Here is a 19,136-nt window from a genome sequence, read left to right as displayed (position 1 = left end):
GCGATCAGAATCGAACCTGCCTCAGCCCTTCCCACAAGGCGATGCCGGCGCTGACCGAGAGGTTCAGGGATCGCGCCCCGGGCTGGAGGGGAATCACCACCCGGGCGTCCGCCGCTTCATGCACGAAGTCCGGGGCGCCCGAGGGCTCGCTGCCGAAAAGCAGGATGTCGTCCGGTCGAAACGCGAATTCGTCGAGCGGCGTCGCGCCCTTTGTGGTGAACAGAACCAGCCGGCCGGGACCGCGATCACGCTGGAAAGCCTCCCAGCCGGAATGGCGGATCATGTGGCCCAAAGGCCCGTAATCCAATGCGGCGCGCTTCATCGCCCGGTCGTCGAAACGAAAACCGGTGGGCTCGATGATATGCAGTTCCACTCCGAAACAGGCGCTCAGACGGATGCAGGCGCCGACGTTCTGCGGAATGGCCGGTTGAAAAAGGGCGAGACGCATTCTAGAGCCCTCATACGCGTGGCCCGGGGGCTTGTCGCGGCTCGAATTGCGACCGTTTCTCAAGAGGCGGCAGCGACTTGCGGCGATGGGCCGCAAAGCCGGGCCGGGCCAGCCATCCGGGATTTCGCTAAAGGAACGACAGCGTTGCAGCGGCGCGCCCCAAGGCGACGCCGCCAACGGCTCAGGAGACGAATCGGTGGCTGCAGACCAGGGCGACCTGACCTATCAGGATCCCAATCGTAGAGACTTCATCCACATCGCGGCCGGGGCCGCGGCGGTGGGCGCCGGAGTCATGGCGGCATGGCCGCTGGTCAATTCGATGAACCCGGCGGCCGACACCCTGGCGCTGTCGACCATCGAGTTCGACCTGACCAAGGTTCAGGAAGGCCAGCAGGTCGTCATCAAATGGCAGGGCAAGCCGGTGTTCGTGCGCTATCGCACCCCGGCGGAGATCGAGCAGGCTCGCGCCGACGACCGCGCCAGCCTGAAGGATCCCCAGACCGACGCCGACCGGGTCAAGCCGGGCCACCAGCAATATCTGGTCGTCATCGGCTCCTGCACACACCTGGGCTGCGTGCCGACGTTCGGTTCGGGCGACTTCGGCGGCTGGTTCTGCCCCTGCCACGGCTCGCACTACGACACCTCGGGCCGCATCCGCAAAGGACCGGCGCCGAAGAATCTGGTCGTGCCGACCTATGACTATGTGTCCGACACCCGCGTGAAAATCGGCTGAGGACGGGCGAGAAAACGATGAGCGATCACGAATCCACCTACGTCCCCAAGACCGGCGTCGAGAAATGGCTCGACACCCGTCTCCCGATCGTCCGCTTCGGCGCCGACTACATGTCGCTGCCGACTCCGAAGAACCTCAACTATTGGTGGACCTTCGGCGGCATCCTGGCCCTCTGCCTGGTGATCCAGATCGCCACAGGCGTGATCCTGGCCATGCACTATGTGCCGAACACCGAACTGGCCTTCGCCTCGGTCGAGCGCATCATGCGTGACGTCAACGGCGGCGACATCATCCGCTACACCCACGCCAACGGGGCCTCGATGTTCTTCATCGCGGTCTACCTGCACATGCTGCGCGGGCTGTACTACGGCTCGTACAAGGCGCCGCGCGAGATGATCTGGATCGTCGGCTGCGTGATCTTCTTCCTGATGATCGCCACCGCCTTCCTCGGCTACGTCCTGCCGTGGGGCCAGATGTCCTTCTGGGGCGCCGAGGTGATCACCAATCTGATCGGGGCCATCCCGGTCGTCGGCGAGCCGGTCCTGATCTGGCTGCGCGGCGGCCCGGCCATCGACAACGCCACGCTGAACCGCTTCTTCTCGCTGCACTATCTGCTGCCGTTCGTGATCGCCGGCTGCGTGGTCCTGCACCTGTGGGCCCTGCACCACGCCGGTCAGAACAACCCGGTCGGCATCCTGATCCCGAAGGATCGGACCGCCAAGGACACCGTGCCGTTCCATCCGTATTTCACGGTCAAGGACGGCTTCGCGATCGTGCTGTTCCTGATCCTGTTCGCGCTGTTCGTCTTCTTCATGCCGAACGCGCTGGGCCACGCCGACAACTACATCCCGGCCAACGCCCTGCAGACCCCGGCGCACATCGTGCCCGAGTGGTACATGCTGCCGTTCTACGCGATCCTGCGCGCCATCCCCGACAAGTTCGGCGGCGTGCTGGCGATGTTCGGCGCCATCGGCGTGCTGTTCGTCCTGCCGTGGCTGGATACGTCCAAGGTGCGCTCGATGCGCTACCGCCCGGCGATGCGGACCTTCTTCATCATCTTCGTGCTCGTCGGCATGGGCCTGGGGTGGTGCGGCGCCCAGCTGCCCGACGCGGCGGTGGTGCCGGGGATGCCCAGCTTCACCCTCTTCGACGGCCAGCTGAACAGCTACCTGTGGCTGACCCGGCTGCTGACGGCCTACTACTTCCTGTTCTTCCTCGTGCTGATGCCGCTGGTCGGCCTGCGCGAGACCCCCCGGCCGATCCCGGCGACCATTTCCGAGCCGGTGCTTTCGGGCGGGGACGCCATGACCGAAGCCGCTCCGGCCTCGCCCGAGAAGAAGGGCTGAGATCGACCATGACCCTCAAGACGAACATCCAGTCGATGAAAAAGACCCTGGTCCTGATCGCCCTCGCGGCCGGCCTGTCGATGGCGGCGCAGCCGACCCTGGCGGCCGGGGGCGCCGAGCACCCGCGCAAGGGCGGCTTCAGCTTCGAGGGCCCGTTCGGGACCTTCGATCAGGGCCAGCTGCAGCGGGGCTACAAGGTCTACCGCGAGGTCTGCGCGTCCTGCCACAGCATGAGCCTGATGCATTTCCGCACCCTGGCTGAGCCGGGCGGTCCCTTCTACGACGCCCATCAGGTCAACCCGGCCGAGAATCGCTTCGTGAAGGTGCTGGCCGCCGAGGTGCAGGTGCCGGACATCGACACCGAGACCGGCGAGCCGGTGATGCGGGACGCTGTTCCGGCTGACCGTTTCCCGAGCCCCTATCTCAACGCCACGGCCGCCGCCGGGGCCAACGGCGGGGCCGCCCCGCCGGACCTGTCGGTCATGGCCAAGGCCCGCCACGACGGCGCCAACTACATCTACTCCCTGCTGTCGGGCTATCGCGCCGCGCCGGCCGGGCTGAAGATCGGTCCGACCCAGTACTACAACCCGTACATGGCGGGCGACCTGACCTCCTACTGGAGCGGCGAGGGCCACGTGCCTCCCGGCGGTTTCATCGCCATGCCGCCGCCCCTGATGGACGGCCAGGTGACCTATGACGACGGCTCCGCCGAGACGGTCGATCAGTATTCCAAGGACGTCGCCGCCTTCATCGCCTGGGCGTCCGATCCCAAGCAGGTCCAGCGCAAGCGGTCGGGCCTCGGGGTTCTGATCTTCCTGTTCCTGTTCGCCGGCGTGACCTACGTCAGCTACCGCCGCATCTGGAAGGGCGTCGCCCACTAGGCTTCCAACAGTCTGTTCGAGACCGATCCACCCGCCGGCGCCCAGCGCTGGCGGGTTTTTCGTGGCGCGGCGATGCATCGACAGGGGCGAATTGACTCCCTAACGTCCGCCCGGGTCTGTTTCTTTCCGGCTGAGGGTGTTTCCGTTCATGCGTCTCCTGTCGACTGTCGCCGCGCTCGCCGCCGGCGCCCTGATCTCCGCCTGCGCCACGGTGCAGGGCGAGGCTCCGGCGCCCGCCCCCGCCTTTGACGCCGCCCGGTTGTCCGAACATGCGCGGGTGCTGTCGGACGACAGCTTCCAGGGGCGCGGCATCGGCACGCCGGCCGAAGAGATGACCGTCCGCTATCTGAGCGAGCAGTACGCCGCGGCGGGCTTCCAGCCGGGCGGCGAGAACGGGAGCTGGACCCAGGCCGTGACGCTGAATCGTTTCACCGCCGCGAACGTGCAGGCCAGCTTCAAGGTCAGCGGCGACGCCCTTCCGCTGGCCCAGGGCCAGCAGATCGTGGTCTCGACCCGGCTGCCGGGCGACCATGTGATGCTTGCCGACGCGCCGCTGGTCTTCGCCGGCTACGGCATCACGGCGCCGGAGCGGAACTGGGATGACTTCAAGGACGTCGACGTGCGCGGCAAGGTCATCGTCGTGCTGGTCAATGACGCCGACTTCGAACAGCCCGAGTTGAACACCTTCAACGGCCGGGCCATGACCTATTACGGCCGCTGGACCTACAAATACGAGGAAGCTGCGCGCCGAGGGGCGGCGGGCGTCATCATCGTCCACGAGACCGCCCCGGCTTCCTATGGCTGGCCCACTGTGACCAACAGCTGGTCGGGACCGCAGTTCGACATCGTGCGTCAGAACGCGGCGGCCGAGCGGGTCAAGATGGAGAGCTGGATCCAGCGCGACGTGGCCGTTGATCTGTTCCGCAGGGCCGGCCTCGACTTCGAGGCCCTGAAGATCCAGGCGCGCAGCCGCGACTTCCGCCCGGTCGAATTGCCGGGCGCGACGTTCAGCGGGTCGTTTGACGTGGCCACCAGCCAGATCACAACCAGGAACGTCCTCGCCCGCCTGCCGGGGACGACCCATCCGGACGAGACCATCCTCTACACCGCCCACTGGGACCACATCGGCGTGGGCGAGCCCGACGCCAACGGCGACGCCATCTTCAACGGCGCGGTCGACAACGCCACCGGCACCGCCGGCCTGCTGGAGCTGGCCCGCCTCTGGGGCGCCGGTCCGCGGCCGGAACGGTCGATCGTGATGATCAGCTTCACCGCCGAGGAGAGCGGCCTGCTGGGCTCGGAATACTACGCCGCCAATCCGGTGTGGCCGCTGGAGACGACGGTGGCCGGCTTCAACATGGACGCCATGAACGTCTATGGCCGCGTCGCCGACCTGGGCGTGATCGGTTACGGCCAGTCGGAGCTGGACGAGCGCCTGGCCGCCGCCGCCGCCCGTCAGGGGCGGACCGTGGCTCCCGACGCCAATCCGGCCGCCGGCAGCTATTTCCGCAGCGACCACTTCCCGCTGGCCAAGCGCGGCGTTCCCATGGCCTACGCCGAGGGCGGCGGCGCGTTCCGCGATGCGCCGGTCGCGCCGCGCGAGGCCGCCCGCGACGAATACGGCTCGAAACGCTACCACCAGGCGGACGACGAATGGTCGGCGGATTGGGACCTGACCGGTCAGATCGAGGACCTCGAGGTCGCCCTGTGGATCGGCCGCGACCTAGCCAACAGCCGCGACTGGCCCGGCTGGAAGCCCGGCTCGGAGTTCGGCCCGGCCCGGGCGCCAAGCGCGAGCGCGCGGCGCTAGCCAGATGACGAAAACTTAATGGGCGGTCTTTCGGGGCCGCCCTAGACTGCGCCCAAAATCGGGATGGAGCGTTCCTCTATGTTTCGTGCATTCACCAGCGGCGTCGCCGCCGCGGCGCTGCTGTTCGCCGCCGGGTCGGCCCTGTCGCAGGACTTTTCGGCTGAGCGGATCAGCAACGACATCCGCACCATCAGCGCCGATGAATTTCAGGGCCGCTATCCCGGAACCGAGGGCGAGCGGATGACCCTGGCCTGGTTGCAGGCGCAGTACGAGGCGATGGGACTGGAGCCGGGCGGGCCTGACGGCCAGTGGCTGCAGCCGGTGCATCTGAAGCGGTTCACGCCCGTCGCCGGCGCCGCCAGCGCCAGCTGGACCGGACCGGACGGGGTCAGCCACCCCTTGGCCGTCGGGACCGACGTCACCCTCCGGGCCGCCACCAATGACGGCCGCGCCTCGATCGGCAACGCGCCGCTGGTGTTCGCCGGCTACGGCATCACCGCGCCCGAGCGGAACTGGGACGACTACGGCGACATCGACGTGCGCGGCAAGGTCGTGATCGTGATGGGGGGCGAGCCCGAGGGCGCGCTGTTCAACGGCGAATACAGCACCAACTACGAGTCCGGCGCCTACAAGGCGGATGAGGCCTTCCGGCGCGGGGCGGTCGGCCTCGTCACCCTGATTCCGCAGCCTGCGTCCTCGCCGATGTGGACCCGCGCGACCCAGTCTTCGACGCGGACGCGCACTCTGACGCCCGGCGCCGCAGATCTCGAATTCGCCATGGCCGTCAACCACGATGTGGCGCTGCAGTGGGCGACCGCGGCCGGGCTCGACATCGAAAAGCTGGGCAGCATCGGCTCCGGGGCCTTCAAGGCCGTGGCGCTGAACGGCGTGACCCTGACGGCCGAGGCGCAGGAGACCAGCGAGACCCTGGTCACCCACAACCTGCTTGCCCGCCTGCCCGGGACCGAGCGACCGGACGAGACGATCATCTATTCGGCCCACTGGGACCATGTCGGCGGCGAGGCTCAGCATCCGGAGACGCCCGGCGACGACAAGATCTTCAACGGGGCCTGGGACAACGCATCGGGCACGATTGGCGTGCTCGAGATGGCGCGCCAGATCAGCCAGGCGCCACGACCCGAGCGCACCATCGTCTTCGCCCATATGGCGGCCGAGGAGATGGGGCTGATGGGCGCCTACGGCTATGCGGCCGACCCGGTCTATCCGCTGGAGACCACCGTAGCGGACATCAACATCGACATGCTGCCGCTGTCCGGGCCGACCCGGGACGTGCCGATCTTCGGCAAGGGCCAGAACGACCTTGAGGATCGCCTGCAGGCCCTCGCCGAGCCGCTGGGCCGCTACGTCTCGGACGACGGCATGCCGGAACAGGGCTTCTACTACCGCTCGGACCATTTCCCGTTCGCCCGGGCGGGCGTGCCGGCCATCATGCCATGGCACGGCTGGGACTGGGTCGAGGGCGGTCGGGAGGCGGGCGAGGCCGCCTGGCGCGCCAAGTTCGGGGCCGACTATCACAAGCCGTCGGACGAATGGTCGGCGGACTGGGACCTGACCTCGGCGACCGAGAACCTGACCCTGCTGTACCATCTGGGTCTGGGCCTCGCGAACAGCGAGGACTGGCCCGGCTGGAAGCCGACCTCGGAGTTCGCTCAAGTGCGCGCCCGCTCGGACGCCGCCCGCCAGTGAGCGTCGGCATACGGCCCCTGACCGGCGACGCCTCGCCGCCGGTCGAGGGCGCGTATCCGCAGGCGGTCGAGGTCACGGAACCGACCCGCTGGCTCTATTTGTCCGGTCAGATCCCGGTCGCGCCGGACGGCTCGCTGGCGCCTGACTTCAAGGGCCAGTGCGAGCAGGTCTGGGACAATATCGAGACCCAGCTGGCTGCGGCCGGGATGACCCTGGACAATCTGGTCAAGGTGACGACCTTCCTGTCCGACCGGGCCCATGCGCTGGAGAACCGGGAGGTCCGGGTGCGGCGGCTGGCCGGGCGGCAGCCGGCCCTGACCGTGATCGTCACCAGAATCTTCGACGAGTCCTGGCTGGTCGAGATCGAGGCGGTCGCGGCGGCCTGAGGCCGTCGATCAGGCGCGCTTCCTCACGAACACCGTCCCGGCCGAATAGCCTGCGCCGAAGCTGCAGATCAGGCCGGTGTCGCCGGGCTGGAAGCCGTCGTGGTGCAGGTGGAAGGCGATGATCGAGCCGGCCGAGGAGGTGTTGGCGTAGTCGTCGAGGATGATGACGTTCTCTTCGGGCGTCGGTTCGCGGCCCAGCACCTTGCGGCCGATGAACTGGTTCATGTTGATGTTGGCCTGATGCAGCCACAGCCGCTTCAGTTCGTGCGGGTCGAGGCCCAGTTCGGCGGCATGGTCCACGATCATGTCGGAGACCATCGGCACCACGTCCTTGAAGACCTTGCGTCCCTGCTGGTTGAACAGCTTGTCGGTCTGGCCGGTCTGGGAGGCCTGTTCGGACCCACCCGTGGGCAGGGCGGCCTTGTTGAGGAAGCCGAAATTGTTGCGGATGTTGTTGGACAGGACGGTCTTCAGCCGGGTCCCGACGATCTCCCAGCCGTCGACGGCCTCGTCCTCGGCCTCGATGATCACCGCAGTGGCGACGTCGCCGAAGATGAAGTGGCTGTCGCGATCCTTGAAGTTGAGATGGGCCGAGCAGATCTCGGGATTGACCATCAGCACCGCCTTGACCGAGCCGGAGGTGATGAAGTCCGCCGCGGTCTTGAGGCCGAAGGTGGCCGAGCTGCAGGCCACGTTCATGTCGAAGGCGAAGCCCTCGATGCCCAGCGCCTGCTGCACCTCGATGGCCATGGCGGGGTAGGGGCGCTGCATGTTCGAGGCGGCGCAGATGACGGCGCCGATCTCGCTGGCCGGCCTGCCCCACGCCGCGATGGCGTCGCGAGCGGCGTGGACCGCCATCTCGGCCAGCACCGACAACTCCTCATTGGCGCGTTCCGGGATATTGGGGGCCATGCGGTCAGGATCGAGCACGCCGGCCTTGTCGATCACGAAGCGGGACTTGATGCCCGACGCCTTCTCGATGAATTCCACCGAGGAGGGGGTCAGGGCCTCGAGGTCGCCGGCCGCGATGCCCGCTGCGTGCTGTTCGTTGAAGCGCTGGGCCCAGGTGTTGTAGGCGGCGACCAGTTCCTCGTTGGAGATGGATTGTTCCGGCGTGAACAGTCCCGTGGCGGCGATGACGGCTTTGGTCACTCTGGCTTTTCCCTATCGCGCGGCGTCGCTGCTGGAGGGCGCCCGTCTTGTTTCTGGACGCACTAGATAGGCCCGTCTTGCGGCGAGGTCGAGACGGCGGCGTGGCGGGCCAGCAGCCGATGGGCGGCCTCGAGGTGCAGGCGCTCGACCATGCGATAACCGACCCGGATCGCCCCCTTGCCTTCGGCTTCGGCGGCGGCGAAGGCGGCGACGATCTCGCGGGCTTTCGCCACCTCCCCGGCTGAGGGAGAGAAGGCGGCGTTGGCGGCCGCGATCTGGTTCGGGTGGATCAGGCTCTTGCCGTCGAATCCGAAGGCGCGGCCCTGAAGACATTCGGCGCGGAGGCGGTCGGCGTCGTCGACAGCGTTGACCACGCCATCGATGGCCAGAAGGCCGTGCCCCCGTGCGGCGGCGACAACGGCGGCCAGCCATGGCTTCAGTGGCTCGCGGTCGGCGTCGAGCACCAGGTTCATCCGCTCGCCGAAATCATTGATCCCCAGCATAAGGGCCGCGAGCGGGGCGCCAGCCCCGGCGATGCTGTCGAGGCGCAGAACTGAGAGCGGGGTCTCGACCATGATCCACAGGGCGACGCCGTCGGGCAGGCGCGCGGCGACCTCGCGCACGGCCTCGGGGCTCTCGATCTTGGGGGCGACGACGAAGTCGGGCCTGTGAACGCAGAGGGCGGTCAGGTCATCCGCGCCCCAAGGCGTGTCGAGGCCGTTGACGCGGACGCCCACGCGGGGGCCGAAGCCACCGGCAATCAGGGCCTCGACCGCCGCCTGACGGGCTTCCGCCTTGGCGTCCGGGGCGACGGCGTCCTCGAGGTCGAGGATCACCGCGTCGCAGTCGAGGCCGCGCGCCTTCTCGATGGCGCGCGGATTGCTGGCTGGCAGGTAGAGGACGGAGCGGAACAGATCCATCAGACCCGCCCGACCACCGGAATCAGCGCCCCTGTGATCGCCCGGCTGGCCGGCGAGGCGAGGAACAGCATGACCCGGGCGAGGTCGGCGGGCCGGACCCACGTCGCCGGATCGGCGTCGGGCATGTCCTTGCGGTTCTGTTCGGTGTCCAGAATGGAGGGCAGGACGGCGTTGACCGTCACCGAGGTCGATTTCAGTTCTTCGGCGAGGCTTTCGGTCAGGCGGTGGACGCCCGATTTCGAAGCGGCGTAGGCGCCCATGCCGGCCGCGCTCTTCAAGGCGCCGTTGGCCCCGACATTGACGATGCGGCCCTCATCAGAGCGCTTCAGATGGGGCAGGGCGGCCCGGCTGGCGTGCAGCGCGGTCTTCAGGTTCAGGGCGAACATCCGGTCCCACGCGGGCTCGGCGTCATCGACGGTCTGCCAGACGAAGCCGCCGGCGATGTTCAGCAGGGCGTCCAACTGGCCGAAATGCGCGACGACCGCGTTGATGGCGCGGGTCGCAGAGTCGGGATCGGTCAAATCCACGCCGGCCAGCTCCAGCACGCCCTCGGACGCGATCTGGCCGGCGGCGTGATCAATGACGGCGACCTTGAGCCCATCGGCCAGCGCCGCCTCGACCACGGCCCGGCCCAGGGCGCCATGGCCGCCCGTAATCGCGATCACCCGTTCCGACATCGATGCTTCTCCTGTTCGGCGGACGGCTTAGCAGACCCGGCTCAGGCCGCGAACACCCGGGCCATCAGCCGCTCCAGAGCCTCTGCGTCGGCTGCGTCGAACGCTGCGGTTTCAGTAGCGTCGACGTCGAAAACGGCGATCAGGGCGCCCGAGGCGTCGAACACCGGTACGACGATCTCGCTCGCCGAGCGGCTGTCGCAGGCGATGTGGCCGGGGAAGGCGTGGACGTCGTCGACGATCTGGGTCGCCCGGTCGCGGGCCGCCGCGCCGCAGACACCGCGGCCGAAGGGGATGCGCAGGCAGCCGAGGGTGCCCTGATACGGCCCGACCACCAGTTCCCCGGGCTTGTCAGGATCGACGACGTAGAAGCCGGTCCAGAAGAAGACGGGGAAGGCGTCGGCCAGCATGGAGGCGACGGTCGCCATCCGCGCCGTCAGGTTCGCCTCTCCATCCAGAACAGCCAGAATTTCTTCCTCGACCTCGGCATAGCGGGCGGCCTTGTCGGCGGGGCGGTCGTCGCGGGCGACGTAGGACATCGGGCAGGCTCCAGAGCAACGGGAGCCATATAGGCGCCTTGGCCCCCGGAGGCGAGGCGAAGAGTTTTCGCCTCTCAGGGGAATACCAAACTGCTGATTCTGGTGGACAACTTCCGGCCCGACATAAAATGGCCGTGCTGCGGCAACGCTTTGTCGCAAACCAGCGTTAACCTTGACAGACAGTTAACTGGACCGGACTGTCCCTGTAACGCAAAGCTTAACGGGCGAGCCGGGGGGACGCCCGCTCCAGTGGTGCGAGGACTCATGGGCGAGGGCGAGGCGAAGAAGACCGGGCGCGGCCGGTTCGAACGGTCGCGGGGTCCCGTCGCCATCGCGGCGGTCGCCGGGGTTCTCGCCGTGGCTGCCTTCGGCATGGCCTCGTGCGGCGATCGCGTCAGCGGCGTCCGTTTCTGGCAAAGCGCCGACGTCAGCTCCAACGCCTGCCCACGCCCGGCTTCGCTGACGGGCGCGGAGTTCAACGCCCAGGAGGCTGGCCTGCGCGCGCTGCGCCGCGCCGCCTTCCGTGGGGATTTCTTCGCCCAGCTGGAGCTGGGGTCGCGCTACGCGGCGGTCCGGGCCACGGACAAGAATATCGAGGACCCGATCGAGAGCGCCACCTGGTACGCCATGGCGCTGTCAAACGACGAGGGTTACGCCCCGATCAACCGCGTCGACCGCGGCGGGTTCGGGGGCTGGCGGCCGCTGTCGAAATACGACGATTGCCGGGCCTTCGAACGGCACATGGCCTATCAGCGGCTGGACCGTCAGCTGGGCCAGATGACGCGGGAAGAGCAGGAGTCGGTGCGCGACCGGGTCGTCTACATCCTGTCGACCCAGGACGCCGAGGGCTTCCGCACCCTGGCGCGGCTGCACGACGGTCTGTACGGCCCGTTCGGCGAGCCCGAGGACAATCGCGAGGCCCGCGAAGCCTGGGGCCGAAACAACGGCAGCGGTCCGGCGGCCGAGCGCGACCGGCGCCGGCGGGGCTATCGGGCCGCGACCAGCCTGTTCCCCCGGAACGACGTCGACGCCTATCTGTACAACTACCTGGCGGTGCAGACCGGCGACGTCGGCGCCTATGTGCTGATGAAGGATTTTGAGAGGTCCGCCCCCAGTCGCGACCAATACAGCCGCTTCGTCGAGGCCAAGGCGCGTCAGTGGACGCCGCCGTTCGAATTCTATCCCAATGAGGCGCCGGCCTCGGGCGTGCCCTTCTCGGACGAGAGCCGCCCGCGCGGCGACGCCTGGGAATACGCGCTGACCCGGATGGGAACGGAGCTGCCGTTCATCCATGTCGGCCGCGCCCTGCGCTACCTCGGCATCACCGAGACCGCCGTCATGCGGCCCGAGGACCTGTCCAAGCGCCAGATCGAGACCCTTGAGGCCATGCTTGGCCATCCCATGGAGAGCCGGCTGTCGCACCTCGAGCGGGTCCGGGCCATCCAGCTGGCCGCCGTCAACGGATCGTCCGAGGCGCAGCTGGTGCTGGCGGTGATGTACGCCGAGGGCATCGGCCTGCCGGCCGACTACGCCCGCGCCTTCAAATGGTTCGACGAGGCGGCGCGGCAGGGCAGCCCTGAGGCCAAGTTCGCGATGTCGAGCTATTTCGCGCTCGGCGTTGCGGGCGTGGCCGATCAGGACAAGGCCCAGGCGGTCGCCCTACGCATCGATTCGGCCCTGTCCGGCTTCGGCCCCTCGGCCGCCCGCCTACAGGCCGTGCTGGCCCAGGTCTCCCGTTCGCAGCAGCGCCGCTAAGGAGGGCGTGGACCCATGTCGACCCGTTTCCCCTTTGGCCGGATGTGCGGAACGCTCGCCGGCATAGCCATCATCGCCGCCGCCGTGGTCGGCGTCTCCCTGTCGCCGGGGCACGCCGCCCACGCCCAGGTCGCCGCCAAGGTCGAGAGCCAGACGCGGCCGAATTTCGGCGTCCTGCTGGACCCGCCGACGCGCAGCTATCGCAACCGGGGTTCGAACCAGCGGCGCTATGACTATCGCCGTCATCGCCCCGACTGGCGGCCGGACCATTACCGGCCCGGCGGCGAGGAGATCGTGCTGGTCGACTGCGGCGGCAATCCGGGCAGCGGCGCGGTCGAGGACGCCGTGCGCCGCGTCCGTCCCGGCGGGACCCTGGTCATCCGCGCACGCGCCGGCGCCTGCGTCGGCTGGCTGAACATCGACAAGCCGATGACCCTGATCGGCGAGAACGGCTTCGATCCGCGCGACTGGGCCAGAACCGGCACTCCGACGCTGCAGGCGCCCGACGGCCTGCCATGCATCACCGTAGCTCCGGGCGTGCGGGTTGAGATCCGGGACATGGTCTTCGCCTCGCCGCGCGCCGGCGACGCGGCCTGCATTGTCGGCTACGGGGCCGAGATCATCATGAACCGCGTCGGCTTCCGCCATGCCGGCGACGAGGCGGCGATCTATGTCGACGGCGGCCTGCTGGATGTGCGTAACGCCGTGATTGAGGCCCAGACCATCGCCCCTGCGATCGTCGCCGACGGCGCCGTGCTGAACGCCTGGGAGATGGTCGTGACCGGGGCCCAGTCGGGCCTCGAGCTGATCCCCGGAGCCGGCCAGACCTCGCGCATCGCCTCGACCACCCTGAAGGGCACCGGCGCGCCGAACGCCTTTGGCCCGCGCTCGATCGGAATCATCGTCCGCTCCGGCCGGGACTATGGCCGGGTCGAGATCCAGAACACCGCCATCGTCGGCTATGTCGAGGGGGTGGCCATCGAGGGCGCGTCGGTCGACATCTCCGGCAGCCGGGTCGGCCGCTCCGACAAGGGGGTGGTGCTGTACAATGGCGAACTGCGGCTGACTGACAGCCGCATCCGCGCCGCCACGGTCGGCGTCGCCGCCGCCTCGGGCAGCGCGGTGGTGATCAACAATGTGTTCGCCGGGGTGCGCGAGGTGATCTACGCCGAGGACCGCGCCAATGTTCAAGCGCGCGGCAACCGGGTCTATTCGCAGCACGTCTGCCGGCCGCAGTTCCGCGATCGCTACCGTGGCCGCTATGAGCCCTACTGGCGCCCTGGCCAAGGCTGGGAGTGCGCCTTCGGTTCCTATCCGCGCGACTGGTGGGACAGCGAGGACGGCCTGCTGGGCCTTGAATACCAGGACGACGGCTATTCGCTGGACGGCTATGACCGGTACCAAGGCGGGGTCGGCTGGTACGACCGCGACGGCCGCTACATCGAGGACGGCCGCTATCGGGGCGAGGACCGCTGGAGCCGCGGCGGGGGCTGGCGGCGGTAGGCGCGGAGGGACTCGAACCCCCAACCAGACCGTTATGAGCGGTCGGCTCTAACCATTGAGCTACGCGCCCGCCGTGGGCACGGCCTAGCAGGCGGCGCGACGGCTTGCCAAGTCATGCGGCCGGCGTCGCCTGTCGTCGATTTCACGTCGATGAACGGTTTCTGCCAATGCAGCCCCCTCGTCCGTTCAGGCGTTAAAGGCCAAGGTTCGGCCACGGACGCCCGACACGATCGGCGCCGCATGGATCGTCCTTCGCACCACGGAGACTACTGACATGAACCGCCCCGCCGCCATCGCCCGCGCCGCCGCCCTGCCGGCCGTGCCGAACCGCATCCTGCTGATGGGTGGAGCCGTCATGGCCGCTGTCGCCCTCCTGGCCGCCGCGCCGGCCGCCTTCGCCCAGAGCCAGCCCGCCGGCGGCGCGCCGCTGACCATCCAGGCGGTGACCGAGCGCCCGTCGCTGAATCTGTCGGCCTATGGCGAGGTCAAGACCGCGCCGGACATGGCCACGATCAGTTTCGGCGTCGTCACAGAGGCCGCCACCGCCGCCGAAGCCATGAGCCAGAACGCCGCGCGGATGAATCAGGTCATGGCCGCCCTGCGCCGCGCCGGCATCGAGGCGCGAGACGTCCAGACCTCGGGTCTGAACCTGTCAGCCCTGTACGACTACGTCCAGAACGAGCCGCCCCGGCTGCGCGGCTACCAGGCGAACAACCGGGTCACGGTGATCATCAACGATCTGACGAAGGTTGGATCGACGGCCGACGCCGTGGTCGCGGCCGGGGTCAACCAGATCGACGGCATCGGCTTCGGCCTCAAGGACCCCACGGCGGCCGAGAACCAGGCCCGCCAGATCGCGGTGCGCAACTTGCAGGCCAAGGCGGCGCTGTATTCCCAAGCCCTCGGCGTGCCGCTGGGCGGCATCCGCTCGCTGACCGAGGGCGGCGGCTACTCGCCCCAGCCGCCCCAGCCGATGTACGCCCGTGCTGAAATGGCTATGGACGCCGGCTCGACGCCGGTCGCCGCCGGGCAACTGACGGTGCGGATCGACATCACCGGCGTGTATGATCTGAACCGATAGATCCACGAAGAAAGGCCCGCCGGCGACGGCGGGCCTTTTTCAAATCGTGGCGGGGGAGGGTCAAGCCGCGCGCTTGATCTCGTTGTTATCGTCCAGCAGCACGACGGTCGGCGACCACTGGCGCGCTTCTTCCTGCGGCAGCTGGCCGTAGGTGACGACGATGACCTTGTCGTTCTTCTGCACCAGGCGGGCGGCGGCGCCGTTGACGCCGATGACCTTCGAGCCGCGCGGGGCCTCAATGGCGTAGGTGGTGAAACGCGCGCCGTTGGTGATGTTCAGCACATCGACCTGCTCGTGCGGAAAGATGCCCGCGGCGTCCAGCAGGTCGGCATCGATCGCGATCGAGCCTTCGTAGTCGAGGTCGGCCTGGGTCACCGTCGCGCGGTGCAGCTTGGCCTTCATCAGGGTGACCAGCATGGGGAGTGCGGTCCGGGATGACGCGGGGCGATCGGCCCCCGCTCGCAGGCTGTTGATATAGGGGCAGGCGCGCTTGTCATCAATCGTCTCTGTTGCGGCGCACCATGCGGCGCATTCGCCCGTTACGCGACGTTCATTTGACGGCAAATCCCGTCGCCCTATGGTCGGACGCGGCCACGCCCGGCCCCGCGCGGACCTCGACCCTCTCCATGAAGCAGTTCTTCCTGACCATGCTCGGCGTGTTCGCCGGCTTGCTGGTGTTCTTCGTCATCGTGCCGGTCGTGCTGATCACCATCGCGGTCAGCTCGGCTTCGTCGAAGGAGCCGACGCCGTCCCACACCGTGCTGGAGCTGGACCTGCGCGAGGGCGTGTCCGACCAGGCCCCGACAAATCCGTTCGCCATGTTCGGCGGCGGCGGCCTGTCCACCATGCAGATCGTCGACACCCTGGCCCAGGCCGAGGACGACGGCCGGATCAAGGCGCTGTTGATCCGGCTGCCGGAAGCCGGGATCACCCCCGCCGCCGCCGACGAGATCCGTCAGGCCGTGCGACGCTTCCGTCGCTCGGGCAAGGTGGTCATCGCCCACGCCCAGGGCTTCCAGCCTGTCGGGACCGCCGCCTCCAGCTATATGATCGGGGCCTCGGCGTCGGAGCTGTGGATGCAGAACACCTCCAGCTTCCAGCTGGCGGGCTTCTCGGCCGATTCCATCTTCCTCGGCCGCGCCTTCGAGAAATACGGCGTCAACGCCCAGTTCGAGCAGCGCTACGAATACAAGAACGCCGTCAACGAATTCACCGAGAGCGACTTCACCCCCGCCCACCGGGAGGCGATGTCAGCCTGGATGACATCGATCTACACCTCGGCCCTGGCCAACGCGGCGCAGGATCGCCGGGTGACGCCGCAGGCCCTGCGCGCGACCATTGAGGCGGGACCGTATTCCTCGGCGCAAGCGCTGCAGCGCCGTCTGATCGACAAGGTTGGTCAGGTCGAGGAGGCCGAGGCCGAGGCGAAGCGCCGCGCGGGCCGCGGGGCCGAAATCCTCGAGTTCGGCGACTATGCGTCCTCGGCCGGCGAACGCCGCGGCTCGGGGCGCAACGCCATCGCCATCGTTGGCGGCGAAGGGGCCATCATGACCGGAACCGGCGGGAACGCCGATCCCTTCGGCGGCGGCTCCTCGATCATGTCCGATGACCTCGCCGAGGCGATCTACGACGCCATCGACGACGACTCGGTCAAGGCCATCGTGTTCCGCGTTTCGTCGCCGGGCGGCTCGCCTGACGCCTCGGAGCAGATTCTGGCGGCGGTGCGCGCGGCCAGGGCGGCCGGCAAGCCGGTGGTGGTTTCGATGGGCGATTACGCCGCATCCGGCGGCTACTGGGTCAGTTCGGAAGCGGACTGGATCGTGGCCCAGCCCTCGACCCTGACCGGCTCGATCGGCGTGTTCGGCGGCAAGCTGGTGCTGGCCGAGGCGCTAGGCCGGTTCGGCGTCGACATGCGCAACCTGACCGTCGGCGGCGACTATGCTGACGCCTTCTCGCCGTCCGAGCCGTTCGAGGCCGCCGACCGCAGTGCCTTCGCGGCCTCTATCGACCGCACCTACGAAGAGTTCATCGCCCGGGTCGCCCGCGGCCGGAAGCTGCCCGTCGCCCGGGTGCGCGAGATCGCCCGCGGCCGCGTCTGGACCGGCGCCCAGGCCAAGTCGCTCGGCCTCGTCGACCAGCTCGGCGGCCTCGAAGAGGCGATCGCCAAGGCGCGTCAGCTGGCCCGCATCCCGACGGACGAGTCGGTCCGCTTCAAACGCTACCCGGAATCCAAGTCCCCGTTCGCGGCCCTGTCCGAACTGTTCGGGGTCTCGGGCGAGGCGGCGCGGGTGCTCGTCGGCATCGGCGCGATCATGAACGATCCCCAGGCCGAGGCCGCCGTGCGTCAGCTCCAGGCCGAGCGGGCCCGGGCGTCAGGCGCCACGGTGCTGGCCGATCAGCCCTGGTGATCAGCGACAATCAGACACTCGCCTGTGAAGCGGCGGGTCATTGACCGTTCATGCCGATGGACCGACATTCCGGGTTCGGCGTTGTTCGCAGCGCCACAGAGGTAAAGCCATGACCCAGTCCGACCGCCTCATCTTCGGCCCCGGCCCCTCCGCCCGACGACCCGCCAACGGGCTCGTCGCGTCCGTGATGTGGCTGGGCGGGCTGATCGCCACCCTGGCCGCCATGGCGGTGGGCGCTGTGCTGGCCGTATTCACCGCCGCCGCTGTGGCGGTGATCGCCCTGTTCGCCGGCGCGCTGGTCTTCCTCGCCGGCCTCGCCCTGCGCGCGCGCCGCACCCTGTCCGTTCGCCGCCGGCGCGGCGACGACGTCATCGAGGCCCACAAGGTCGACGGGACCTGGGTGGCTTACGGCTGGGAGCGGCCGGGCCGCTAGGATGCTGGTCGTTCGGGACGCGCCGTCGCCCAATTTCGACAAACGACGGGCTCCGCCCGACATGCTGGTGTTGCACTACACGGGCATGCCGACGGTTGAGGAGGCCGTCGCCCGGCTGCTCGATCCCGGAGCCAAGGTCTCGGCCCACTATGTCGTCGAGGAAGACGGCGCGATCCTGCGGTTGGTGGCCGAGGAGCATCGCGCCTGGCATGCGGGCAGGGGCGTCTGGCAGGGCGAGACCGACTGCAACGCCGCCTCCATCGGCATAGAGATCGTCAATCCGGGGCACGAGTTCGGCTATCGCGACTTCCCCGACGCACAGATCGACGCGGTGATCAGCCTGATCAGCGACATCCGCACCCGCTGGACCATCCCCGACGCACGCATCATCGGCCATTCCGACCTCGCGCCCGAGCGGAAGCAGGATCCCGGCGAGCGCTTCCCGTGGAAGCGGCTGGCCTCGGTGGGCCATGGCCTGTGGTTCGAGCCGGCGCCGGAGCGGACGGCGGCGCTGGGCGTGCCACTGGGCGTCGGCGACGAGGGGTTGGGCGTGGTGGTGCTGCGCGCCGGCCTGCACCGGCTGGGCTATGGCCTGACGCCGGGTGGGGACTATGACGAGGCGACGAAGCTGACGGTCGAGGCGTTCCAGAGGCACTGGCGGCCGTCGAAGGTGGACGGGATCGCCGACGGCGAGACCCGGGCCACCCTCATGGGGGTGCTGCAACTGGCGACGGCGGAAAGCGTGACGGGCGTCCTGCAGTGACCGCAAAACGGCAGATACAGGCCGAGCTGGATCGCCGTGGGCTCGCGTCGTTCATGAATCGCACGCGATGGGACGCGCTGCGCAAGGCCGTGGCCGAGGAACTGCCGTTTCCGCCTCCCTACCAGCTCCAGGACGTGACGGCCCCCCGTCAGGCCCTGTGGGAGAGCGACGAAGTCGATTTCCACGGCGACTGGAGCGACGAGAGCCTCGAACCTGTACTTGGCATCGAATGGCTCCGCGTTGTCCCGCGTTGGCGCAAGCATGTCGGAATGCGGGTCGCCCCCGAGATCGTCGATTGCAGTGATCAGTTCCGCGACCTGCTGGTCCGCCTGCGCCTGCCGTGGCGCGAGGACGGGCGAGGGTTCTGGATCTACGGCTATGCCCCGGCGGATCCCGCGACGTTGACGTGGGACGGCGAAAAGCCCACCTAGCGCCCGTCAGACGGCCGGGCGGTCGCGGCTGGGGTTATGCCCTCGTCGAGGAAAGTCCGGGCTCCACGGTGAAAAGGCGGCGGGTAACTCCCGCCCGGGGCGACCCGAGGGATAGCGCCACAGAAAGCAAACCGCCTGCCCCTCGGGGCAGGGAAGGGTGAAAGGG

At 68.5% G+C, this 19,136-nt stretch carries 19 protein-coding genes, 1 tRNA gene and 1 other RNA gene; 14 read left to right on the top strand and 7 right to left on the bottom strand.

What is annotated here, in order from left to right; genetic code table 11:
* Positions 1–4: 4 nt before the first annotated feature.
* Positions 5–448, bottom strand: a complete 444-nt coding sequence (locus V6M45_RS02350) for a tRNA (cytidine(34)-2'-O)-methyltransferase (protein WP_332653734.1) — start codon at positions 446–448, stop codon at positions 5–7.
* Positions 449–644: 196 nt separating this feature from the next.
* On the opposite strand from V6M45_RS02350, the gene petA reads away from it, so the two are divergent.
* The 6 genes from petA to V6M45_RS02320 all read left to right on the top strand — a co-directional run bounded on the left by petA (position 645) and on the right by V6M45_RS02320 (position 7,311).
* A complete protein-coding gene (gene petA / locus V6M45_RS02345; RefSeq protein WP_332653733.1) occupies positions 645–1,181 on the top strand; it encodes a ubiquinol-cytochrome c reductase iron-sulfur subunit in 537 nt (178 codons plus the stop codon).
* A gap of 17 nt (positions 1,182–1,198) precedes the next feature.
* Positions 1,199–2,527, top strand: coding sequence for a cytochrome b (locus V6M45_RS02340; RefSeq protein WP_332653732.1), 1,329 nt, complete (start codon positions 1,199–1,201; stop codon positions 2,525–2,527).
* Between the two features lie 8 nt (positions 2,528–2,535).
* Positions 2,536–3,408 carry a cytochrome c1 gene (locus V6M45_RS02335; RefSeq protein ID WP_332653731.1) on the top strand — a complete coding sequence of 291 codons (873 nt, stop codon included), beginning with the start codon at positions 2,536–2,538 and terminating at the stop codon, positions 3,406–3,408.
* A 148-nt stretch (positions 3,409–3,556) separates the two neighbouring features.
* Positions 3,557–5,218, top strand: a complete 1,662-nt coding sequence (locus V6M45_RS02330) for a M28 family metallopeptidase (protein ID WP_332653730.1) — start codon at positions 3,557–3,559, stop codon at positions 5,216–5,218.
* A 78-nt stretch (positions 5,219–5,296) separates the two neighbouring features.
* Complete coding sequence (locus V6M45_RS02325) at positions 5,297–6,925, top strand: M28 family peptidase (protein ID WP_332653729.1); 1,629 nt, start codon at positions 5,297–5,299, stop codon at positions 6,923–6,925.
* Entirely contained in the window at positions 6,922–7,311 is a 390-nt protein-coding gene (locus V6M45_RS02320; RefSeq protein WP_332653728.1) for a RidA family protein, read from the top strand. Before V6M45_RS02325 ends, V6M45_RS02320 begins: the two co-directional genes overlap by 4 nt.
* Positions 7,312–7,320: 9 nt before the next feature.
* Here the strand turns inward: V6M45_RS02320 and V6M45_RS02315 are convergent, their stop codons facing one another.
* The 4 genes from V6M45_RS02315 to V6M45_RS02300 all read right to left on the bottom strand — a co-directional run bounded on the left by V6M45_RS02315 (position 7,321) and on the right by V6M45_RS02300 (position 10,596).
* A complete protein-coding gene (locus tag V6M45_RS02315; protein WP_332653727.1) occupies positions 7,321–8,463 on the bottom strand; it encodes a beta-ketoacyl-ACP synthase III in 1,143 nt (380 codons plus the stop codon).
* 62 nt (positions 8,464–8,525) lie between these two features.
* A complete protein-coding gene (locus V6M45_RS02310) occupies positions 8,526–9,383 on the bottom strand; it encodes an HpcH/HpaI aldolase/citrate lyase family protein (RefSeq protein ID WP_332653726.1) in 858 nt (285 codons plus the stop codon).
* On the bottom strand, positions 9,383–10,060 hold the full coding sequence (locus tag V6M45_RS02305) for an SDR family NAD(P)-dependent oxidoreductase (protein WP_332653724.1): 678 nt from the start codon (positions 10,058–10,060) through the stop codon (positions 9,383–9,385). The genes V6M45_RS02310 and V6M45_RS02305 overlap by 1 nt, the downstream gene beginning before the upstream one ends.
* Before the next feature lie 41 nt (positions 10,061–10,101).
* Positions 10,102–10,596 carry a GAF domain-containing protein gene (locus tag V6M45_RS02300; RefSeq protein ID WP_332653723.1) on the bottom strand — a complete coding sequence of 165 codons (495 nt, stop codon included), beginning with the start codon at positions 10,594–10,596 and terminating at the stop codon, positions 10,102–10,104.
* 249 nt (positions 10,597–10,845) lie between these two features.
* Between V6M45_RS02300 and V6M45_RS02295 the strand changes: the two genes are divergently transcribed.
* Both V6M45_RS02295 and V6M45_RS02290 read left to right on the top strand, forming a co-directional pair.
* Complete coding sequence (locus tag V6M45_RS02295) at positions 10,846–12,351, top strand: tetratricopeptide repeat protein (RefSeq protein ID WP_442880520.1); 1,506 nt, start codon at positions 10,846–10,848, stop codon at positions 12,349–12,351.
* A gap of 15 nt (positions 12,352–12,366) precedes the next feature.
* Positions 12,367–13,854 carry a hypothetical protein gene (locus tag V6M45_RS02290; protein WP_332653721.1) on the top strand — a complete coding sequence of 496 codons (1,488 nt, stop codon included), beginning with the start codon at positions 12,367–12,369 and terminating at the stop codon, positions 13,852–13,854.
* On the opposite strand, the gene V6M45_RS02285 is transcribed toward V6M45_RS02290, so the two are convergent.
* Positions 13,852–13,924 (bottom strand) — tRNA-Ile (locus V6M45_RS02285). The two genes, V6M45_RS02290 and V6M45_RS02285, sit on opposite strands and share 3 nt — an antisense overlap.
* A gap of 204 nt (positions 13,925–14,128) precedes the next feature.
* Here V6M45_RS02285 and V6M45_RS02280 point away from each other — a divergent pair.
* The gene (locus V6M45_RS02280) at positions 14,129–14,935 is read left to right on the top strand and encodes an SIMPL domain-containing protein (protein WP_332653720.1); all 807 of its coding nucleotides are present in this window, start codon (positions 14,129–14,131) and stop codon (positions 14,933–14,935) included.
* Between the two features lie 60 nt (positions 14,936–14,995).
* Here V6M45_RS02280 and panD read toward each other — a convergent pair whose 3' ends face one another.
* Entirely contained in the window at positions 14,996–15,352 is a 357-nt protein-coding gene (gene panD, locus V6M45_RS02275; protein ID WP_332653719.1) for an aspartate 1-decarboxylase, read from the bottom strand.
* Between the two features lie 209 nt (positions 15,353–15,561).
* Between panD and sppA the strand changes: the two genes are divergently transcribed.
* From sppA to rnpB, 5 genes are all read left to right on the top strand, one after another.
* On the top strand, positions 15,562–17,343 hold the full coding sequence (gene sppA, locus V6M45_RS02270; RefSeq protein ID WP_332653919.1) for a signal peptide peptidase SppA: 1,782 nt from the start codon (positions 15,562–15,564) through the stop codon (positions 17,341–17,343).
* A gap of 109 nt (positions 17,344–17,452) precedes the next feature.
* Positions 17,453–17,776 (top strand): hypothetical protein, encoded by a 324-nt coding sequence (locus V6M45_RS02265; protein WP_332653718.1) that lies wholly within the window; start codon positions 17,453–17,455, stop codon positions 17,774–17,776.
* A 1-nt stretch (position 17,777) separates the two neighbouring features.
* On the top strand, positions 17,778–18,539 hold the full coding sequence (locus V6M45_RS02260) for an N-acetylmuramoyl-L-alanine amidase (RefSeq protein WP_332653717.1): 762 nt from the start codon (positions 17,778–17,780) through the stop codon (positions 18,537–18,539).
* On the top strand, positions 18,536–18,970 hold the full coding sequence (locus tag V6M45_RS02255; protein WP_332653716.1) for a DUF6678 family protein: 435 nt from the start codon (positions 18,536–18,538) through the stop codon (positions 18,968–18,970). Before V6M45_RS02260 ends, V6M45_RS02255 begins: the two co-directional genes overlap by 4 nt.
* Before the next feature lie 6 nt (positions 18,971–18,976).
* Positions 18,977–19,136: RNase P RNA component class A (gene rnpB / locus V6M45_RS02250), an RNA gene on the top strand; the annotation flags it as partial.

The organism is Brevundimonas sp., from assembly GCF_036676055.1.
Taxonomy (GTDB): Bacteria; Pseudomonadota; Alphaproteobacteria; order Caulobacterales; family Caulobacteraceae; genus Brevundimonas.
The sequence above is the reverse complement of the archived record's forward strand: the minus strand, read 5'-3'. Positions and strand labels throughout refer to the sequence as shown.

What these genes read in the sequence shown, in the direction of transcription:
- V6M45_RS02350 (WP_332653734.1), bottom strand. Translation starts at nt 448, where the DNA reads ATGCGTCTCGCCCTTTTTCAACCGGCCATTCCGCAGAACGTCGGCGCC.
- V6M45_RS02340 (WP_332653732.1), top strand. Translation starts at nt 1,199, where the DNA reads ATGAGCGATCACGAATCCACCTACGTCCCCAAGACCGGCGTCGAGAAA.
- V6M45_RS02335 (WP_332653731.1), top strand. Translation starts at nt 2,536, where the DNA reads ATGACCCTCAAGACGAACATCCAGTCGATGAAAAAGACCCTGGTCCTG.
- V6M45_RS02330 (WP_332653730.1), top strand. Translation starts at nt 3,557, where the DNA reads ATGCGTCTCCTGTCGACTGTCGCCGCGCTCGCCGCCGGCGCCCTGATC.
- V6M45_RS02325 (WP_332653729.1), top strand. Translation starts at nt 5,297, where the DNA reads ATGTTTCGTGCATTCACCAGCGGCGTCGCCGCCGCGGCGCTGCTGTTC.
- V6M45_RS02310 (WP_332653726.1), bottom strand. Translation starts at nt 9,383, where the DNA reads ATGGATCTGTTCCGCTCCGTCCTCTACCTGCCAGCCAGCAATCCGCGC.
- V6M45_RS02305 (WP_332653724.1), bottom strand. Translation starts at nt 10,060, where the DNA reads ATGTCGGAACGGGTGATCGCGATTACGGGCGGCCATGGCGCCCTGGGC.
- V6M45_RS02300 (WP_332653723.1), bottom strand. Translation starts at nt 10,596, where the DNA reads ATGTCCTACGTCGCCCGCGACGACCGCCCCGCCGACAAGGCCGCCCGC.
- V6M45_RS02290 (WP_332653721.1), top strand. Translation starts at nt 12,367, where the DNA reads ATGTCGACCCGTTTCCCCTTTGGCCGGATGTGCGGAACGCTCGCCGGC.
- V6M45_RS02280 (WP_332653720.1), top strand. Translation starts at nt 14,129, where the DNA reads ATGAACCGCCCCGCCGCCATCGCCCGCGCCGCCGCCCTGCCGGCCGTG.
- panD (WP_332653719.1), bottom strand. Translation starts at nt 15,352, where the DNA reads ATGCTGGTCACCCTGATGAAGGCCAAGCTGCACCGCGCGACGGTGACC.
- sppA (WP_332653919.1), top strand. Translation starts at nt 15,562, where the DNA reads ATGAAGCAGTTCTTCCTGACCATGCTCGGCGTGTTCGCCGGCTTGCTG.
- V6M45_RS02265 (WP_332653718.1), top strand. Translation starts at nt 17,453, where the DNA reads ATGACCCAGTCCGACCGCCTCATCTTCGGCCCCGGCCCCTCCGCCCGA.
- V6M45_RS02260 (WP_332653717.1), top strand. Translation starts at nt 17,778, where the DNA reads ATGCTGGTCGTTCGGGACGCGCCGTCGCCCAATTTCGACAAACGACGG.